Origin of the sequence: Brevibacillus borstelensis (genome assembly GCF_037834415.1) — a bacterium.
In the GTDB taxonomy this organism is placed as follows: Bacteria; Bacillota; Bacilli; order Brevibacillales; family Brevibacillaceae; genus Brevibacillus; species Brevibacillus borstelensis_A.
In genome coordinates this window covers 1-6612 of the sequence record NZ_JAUMSJ010000072.1, presented here as the reverse complement: position 1 = coordinate 6612, position 6612 = coordinate 1, and the positions used below count along the sequence as shown (strand labels likewise).

The 6612-nt window shown below is 47.0% G+C and carries 5 protein-coding genes and 1 pseudogene; 4 read left to right on the top strand and 2 right to left on the bottom strand.

All coding sequences use genetic code 11. From position 1 onward, the window contains the following. Positions 1-923: 923 nt before the first annotated feature. Together Q3F21_RS26730 and Q3F21_RS26725 are read right to left on the bottom strand one after the other, a co-directional pair. Entirely contained in the window at positions 924-1133 is a 210-nt protein-coding gene (locus Q3F21_RS26730; protein WP_340259585.1) for a hypothetical protein, read from the bottom strand. A 216-nt stretch (positions 1134-1349) separates the two neighbouring features. Further along, complete coding sequence (locus Q3F21_RS26725; protein ID WP_340259583.1) at positions 1350-1835, bottom strand: hypothetical protein; 486 nt, start codon at positions 1833-1835, stop codon at positions 1350-1352. A 93-nt stretch (positions 1836-1928) separates the two neighbouring features. On the opposite strand from Q3F21_RS26725, the gene Q3F21_RS26720 reads away from it, so the two are divergent. From Q3F21_RS26720 to Q3F21_RS26705, 4 genes and pseudogenes are all read left to right on the top strand, one after another. Further along, the gene (locus Q3F21_RS26720; protein WP_340259581.1) at positions 1929-2585 is read left to right on the top strand and encodes a response regulator transcription factor; all 657 of its coding nucleotides are present in this window, start codon (positions 1929-1931) and stop codon (positions 2583-2585) included. Further along, positions 2582-4027 carry a sensor histidine kinase gene (locus tag Q3F21_RS26715; RefSeq protein WP_340259579.1) on the top strand — a complete coding sequence of 482 codons (1446 nt, stop codon included), beginning with the start codon at positions 2582-2584 and terminating at the stop codon, positions 4025-4027. The genes Q3F21_RS26720 and Q3F21_RS26715 overlap by 4 nt, the downstream gene beginning before the upstream one ends. Positions 4028-4073: 46 nt before the next feature. Further along, positions 4074-4949, top strand: a complete 876-nt coding sequence (locus tag Q3F21_RS26710) for a hypothetical protein (protein ID WP_340259577.1) — start codon at positions 4074-4076, stop codon at positions 4947-4949. A gap of 931 nt (positions 4950-5880) precedes the next feature. Next, a pseudogene (locus tag Q3F21_RS26705) lies at positions 5881-6270 on the top strand (transposase); the annotation flags it as partial. Positions 6271-6612 lie beyond the last annotated feature (342 nt).

Genomic DNA, 6612 nt, shown 5'->3' with positions numbered 1-6612 from the left:
CTCCACTTTGTGTCCATAAAACATTTCCTGTAGTTAACCATGAGTATTTAATCTTTCCTTCTTGGGGCTAATACGCTTGATCTGCCACTCATCTCCTTGTTACCACTTGGCAAAGACATCGCGCATAGCATCCGAATGACGTTCAACTTCATCTCTAGCCACGGAAGGAAGACCGATTTCAAGGGCATAACATATGGCCCAGTGGGATTTAATACTTCCCTTCAAGATTTTCTGCAAAGTATGATTACCTAGGCGATGTCTTAAATAGTATCGATATCTTTTTGCCATCTTTAGGATCGGAAGCATTTCTCCATTTATAGAAAAGGCAATAAGTGGACAGAGAAACGAATCCCTGTCCACCCATGTGAATCTTAAAAATACTGCCACATGTCGGTATTGCAGCAATCAGAAATGACCTGTTTGAGCGCCTAAAGCCTTACAAGCTACAACCCGCACACACGTACATACCTGAAAAATTAGAAAACGGCACCCAAAATGATGAAGGTATTGCGGGTGTTAATGGAGCGATTCATTTTATCTCTACACTCGGGCGGGGTGTCACGTTACGTGAGAAGCTTGTCAACTCCATGATCACTGTAGAAGAGCATGAAAACTATCTTGAAGATAAAATTCGCAAAGAGTTACCTGTGTTGCCTGGCGTGACTGAGAGCGAATTGTTCGCAAATAGAGTGGGTGGGCAATGTGGATAATGGCTGGGAAACAAATGACTTGTGACAACCTTGTTGACATTGGATACTGTGCCAAAAGCATTAGAAGACGGTGTTGTATGGAGCGAGTCCCGCCCGAATCCAACCACCGGAGCTATTGATGAGCGTTGTGAAAATCCTTTCATTCGATAACTACAACTTCAATTTTAGGGTCCCGCTTCAAGCTGGGAAAATTGCCGTGATTGACCGACTGCTTCAAGATTTGTTAAACAGTTCATTTTGAGCTTCAGCAAACGTCTTCAAAAATTTGTCAGTTGTTATCTTAACTTTATCTGCAAATTCTTCCCGCTCCACTAATTGCTTAAATCCAAAACAATCTCCACCGTAATTTACATAAATGTCCAGGTATTTTTCGTTTTCTCTCGGCTCTGGAAATCTAGTAGATACACGGGTTCCGGTAAACATCAAAGATTCCTGTATACACGTTCCGCCATGTCCGCCGTTTTGCAGACGATACCGATTGATTGGTCGCCAGACCCTAGCCATTCAGCCGCAACGTGCCGAATCGTTACCAGTTGGTCCCGTTCCCCCCGATATTCGACAACGCGGGGCGCATCCCCATGCCGTTCGATCGGCTCGATGCATGCATTTGGGACGATCATTTGGGCGAAACGCAAAATTTCAAAGGTCTTCGGGAAATATACAGCGAATGTCCTCTAGCGTGGAAGAATCTACGGATTGACAGTTTGGGAGCCATCTCTGAGAAGCGTTTTTTTGCACAGGAACCATCGGGATAATACGGTAAACTGCACTGGCGCGTAAGTCCTGCATCTCGTCTACCAGTATGTATTTCACTTTTTCTTGCGTCCAGACGCCTTCCAGGTGCATTTTGGAGTAGATCAACGGAAACAGGTCCGCGTATTCCAGCGCGCTGTTAGGTTTGAACTCGAACAGATCGAGCCGGACAATTTGCTGGTAGAATGCCTTGTAAATCGAGAGCGCATCCTTGTACTTGTACATGTTGCGAACAACTGTTTTGATTTTAGCCGCAGACGACGGCCTCCATTTGTCTCCGTTTTCGTCCCGGGTATTGCTGATCAGGGACGAGGACGCAGGTAATCGACTCTCTGGGGAACCTTGCTTCCACGAATTCGTTCTCGTATGCAATCAGTCACATGAACACCCCGGAACCGCAAGTCTCTCCCCGTCCATGCAAGCAACCCTGCGCAAATATGTTAAAATAGCTCCGGAGGTGTTTTTATGGCCCATATTCTCATCATTGAGGATGAAGCATCCATCAATGATTTGATTGCGATGAACCTGGAACTGGTGGGGCATACCAGCGATCAGGTCAATGATGGCAACGAGGCGCTTTCGCGTTTACAGGAACAGACATATTCACTTGTGATCATGGATATTATGCTGCCGGGCTTGGACGGCTTTCAGCTAATTGGGCATGTGGACCAAAATACCCCTGTTATTTTTCTCACTGCCATGGGCAATCTGTCAGAGCGGGTAAAGGGGTTGAAGCTGGGAGCCGACGATTACATTGTCAAACCATTTGAAACCGTGGAACTGTTGGCGCGCATTGATGCCGTGCTCCGCCGTACCCAGCGGACATCGCAGATTTTTTCCCTCGACGGGACGGTGGTCAATCTGGACAGCCGAGTGATCACCGTTAACGGCAGCGAAATGGAAATAACCCATCGGGAATTTGAACTGCTAGAGACGCTGATCAGGCATAAAAATATCGCGCTGTCCCGCGAGAAGCTCCTCCAGCTTGTGTGGGGATATGAGTATATCGGGGAAACAAGGACTGTGGACGTGCACATTCAAAAGCTGCGCAAAAAACTGAACTGGGAAAACCGGATTAAAACGGTATATAAAATGGGCTACAGGCTTGAGGTTGATCGATGAAATTCTGGCAAAAAACATTTATCGTCATCCTCGTCGTTTTCATCGCATTCATCAACCTTTGCCTGTTCCTGATCGCCCGGTATTTCTTCGCCCTCGATATGAAGCGGGATGCCGACCGGGCGCTGGGAGAGTACCATTTCATCGCGAAAAGCATTTATCAAACGCTGGACAGCATGTACTTCAGGGAACAGACTCTACCAGTACCCGACTATCTGCAAAGTTTCATGCGCTCCTATGCAGATTATTACGCAAAGGAGCACGTTTACCTGGAGCTGTGGAACGCCGATCAGCTCGTCTTCTCAAATGCCCCGTCCACCGCCGATACCGACGAGCAAATGAAAAGCTTTCGCCGGGATGCTGACCCAACAAAGATCCAGATGGCAAACGGCATCAACTATCTGTTTATCACCGGACAGATCGGCGGCCATTTTGAACCATATTCGCTTGTCTACGTGAGCGACAAGTCCGCCCTGTATGAAGCCCAATCCCAGATCACCCGCTATCTGGTCATCTTGAGCATTTCGATGGAAATCGCCCTTGCTGTAGTCTTGCTGCTGCTTTTGCGAAAACTTACCTCGCCGATCCGGGTTTTGCAGAAAGCTGCCCATGAAATCGCCGGCGGCATCTACGACCGGAACATAGACGTAAGAGGCAGGGATGAATTTCATGAGCTTGCCATAAGTTTCAATCAAATGGCGGCAAGCATCGAAGAAAAGATTTCCGAACTGGACAAAACAGCGCAGGATAAACAGCGGCTCGTGGATAATCTCGCCCATGAGCTGCGAACACCGCTGACAGCGATTCGCGGTTACGCCGAATATTTGCAAAACGCCAATGCCCGCGAGCAGGACCGCATAAAGGCCGCCGCATATATTTTGAGCGAAACCGACAGGATGCAGAACCTTGCTTTCAAATTGCTAGATCTGGCGCTGATCAGCAACAGCACCCTTGATGCGCATCCGATCATACCGTCGCAATTGCTGCATTCGGCAAAAGCGGCAACGGAGCAAACGTGGAAGGAGAAAAATATACATCTGGACATAAGCTGCACGCTGCCGGAACTTGCCGGTGATTCAGATCTACTGCAATCCCTGCTGATCAACCTCATCGACAATGCGGTGAAGGCTTCTTCTCCAAGCTCCACCATACGTGTATCCGCTTATGATGATGCTGCCCCGATTCTTGAGGTTCAGGATTTTGGCTGTGGCATGGAGAAAGAGCAGGTCGCTCTGGTTTGCGAGCCCTTCTACCGGGTGGACAAATCGCGCGCCAGAAATGTCGGCGGCGTTGGCTTGGGATTGTCACTTTGCCGGCAAATCGCCGCTTTGCATCACGCGGATCTGGTCATCAAATCCCGGCCGACAGCGGGCACGACCGTGCGGATCATTTTTACAACTCCTTTACAACTCTCTGAAAACTCGATAATACCAGGAGATTTATGATGGGTTTGCAGCACTTCAAAAACAGTTTGCAAAGGAGATTGTCAGGATGGTCAGAAAAATGTGGAAAAATGTAGGAGTTTTTTCAATCGCGGTTGCATTGATTGCCGGAAGCGGATTGACAATGAACGCCATTTTAAGCAGTAAAACGTTTGCGGAAACGGACAAACAGATTCTGCAACAGCAGCCAGATCATAATCAGCCCATCGAGGCGCCCGGAAAAACGGAAACGGCTGCAGAATACACCGTCATCGACCAGTCCAAGTCGCTTACCAAGGATGAATTGATGAATTCGACCAAGATGAAGGGCGCTTCCCAGCAGGAAAAGGAGCAATGGGTTGACGGCATCCAATCCACCTATGTCCCGGGGGATAAGGATATGACGGCAGAGCAGGCGGCTGCCTATGGAGCGACGGTTCTGAAAAAAGCGTTTGGGGCAAACCTCAGCGGCTATACCGCCAAGGCCATGTTTTTGCGGGGGCCCCTCCCTGGCTCTGATACCTGGACAGTCGTTTTTAATCCCAATCAATCCGCTAAAGCTGCCGCGAACGCTGCCAAGCGGTACAATGTTTCTCTGAACTCTGTCAACGGCAACCTAATCAATGCAAGCTCTTTTGACGATGCAACCAATTCCGCGCCAACGCATGCAGATGGAAACGATCCAGTGCTGCTCAAGCTAGCGGAGCAAACGGTCGCCGATTTGCTGCCCAAGAATGTTTCGATCAGCAGCACGAAAGTGGGAACAACAGAAAACCCCCGTTTCGGTGTGCCTGTGGTCTGCCAGTTGTCCAACGGTACTGCCTACGTCGTAGGCATTACCGGCCAGGGCGAGGAGAAGGAAGTAATCAACCTGTATTACTTCCAGAACGGATATGATGGGAGTCTGGAAAAAACGATGAACCAGCAAAAAGGGATGAAGCAATAGGTGTAGCGAAAGCCAGTTGGAAAAGAGCAGATGTTTTAGGGAAAACGCTGCTCCTGTTTTGCACAAGCTTGAAGAAAAAGCAAACATCCCCTCGCGTGAAGCTCGGGGATGTTTGCACAGGCTGACGAGAAACCCCAGCATATTGTTGGGGTTTCTCAGAGTGTAGAGAAAGTCCCCTTTCGCAAAAAAGGGGACTTTTAGTGCCATTTTAGGGGGTACAAATATGTCTCCCCACCCTCGCAAAACGCCTTAGAAGCGATTCTAGAAGGTCAAATTTTTTCTGCCCAATCCGCGAAAATCAGGATGGGGGTTTCTCGACAGCCTGAAACTCAAGCATATCTTTCTGCTTGAGTTTTTTATTAAGACCAATTTCTAATACGGATTCAATGCAAAATCTTGAAATCCAGATGGTTGATAATCGATAGGGCCAAAAAATTGTAGGTAGCTGCGCATCACTTGATTTGAATTGATATCAAATACTTTTTTTTCGGGCTCCCAACTACCTGAACATACACTGAGTTCGTCGGTCTATATAAGTGTTTTTTTAATTTAAATCTGAAATGTGCATCATCTTCAGATAAAGAGAAACCAATAAATACTACTTTGTCTGCTCTCCGTAATAATTTGTCTGCCTCGTGCTGGAGCTGGATCCAATGACTATGGACTTCAACCCGTTCCTTTGTAGGTGGGAATAAAAATTCCTGTAGAGGCGTGAGATCCTCTAAACAACTTAACTTCCCAAAAGACATGAGTAAATCCTTAGTTGATAAGTGATATGCAGCAAAACATGTTGGGCACATTATCCAATCAAGAGATCCATGAAGCTTAATAACGTTAATAGGGTTATCAGATAAAGCTGGTTTGAGTCTGTAAAATAATTTGTGTAAACTCTCAACCTCTAAACTACAATTAGTATTAGAAAGGTTGGGAGATTTTTATGATGTCAAAAGAGCAGATCAAGCAATGGATCAAGGAGAAAAACATGAAGTCGGTGGACGACGTGCAATCAGCGTTAAAGGATCTATTTGCAGACACGATTCAAGAAATGCTGGAAGCTGAAATCGAGTCCTCTCTTGGATACGCCAAGCATGACATGAAAAACAAGCGGACAACCAATAGCCGAAATGGGTATAGCAAGAAAACCGTCCGATCTGAGTACGGTGATGTTGACATCCAGATACCTCGAGATCGAGAAGGTGATTTTGAACCGACTATTGTAAAGAAACATCAGTCCAATGTTACAGGGATCGAAGATCAAATCCTTGCGCTCTATGCCAAAGGCGTTTCTACGCGTGATATCCAAGACCATCTGCACCAGCTCAATATCCATGAGGACGATCAGCCCGGATACTGTCGATCGACCAAAATCCGGATTATCCTTGTTGAATCCGAGGATCTTCGGTCCATAGAATCCCGCCCCAGCCAAGTGGCCGGATTTAATGTCCATGTCGTTTTTGCGCTGTTTAAAATCATGTATGATAATCGGAAAAAGCTCTGCCTTCCATGTCGAGTACAGGGAATATGCTTCCTCAACCGAATCCATGACATCGTTCATGGTGATTACGGATTCAAATTGTCTGGCATCCATTATTTTTAATGCATATGTTCCCTACCTCCTCTTTACTTACAATATCCATAGCACCCACGGTGATGCTGGCATAAG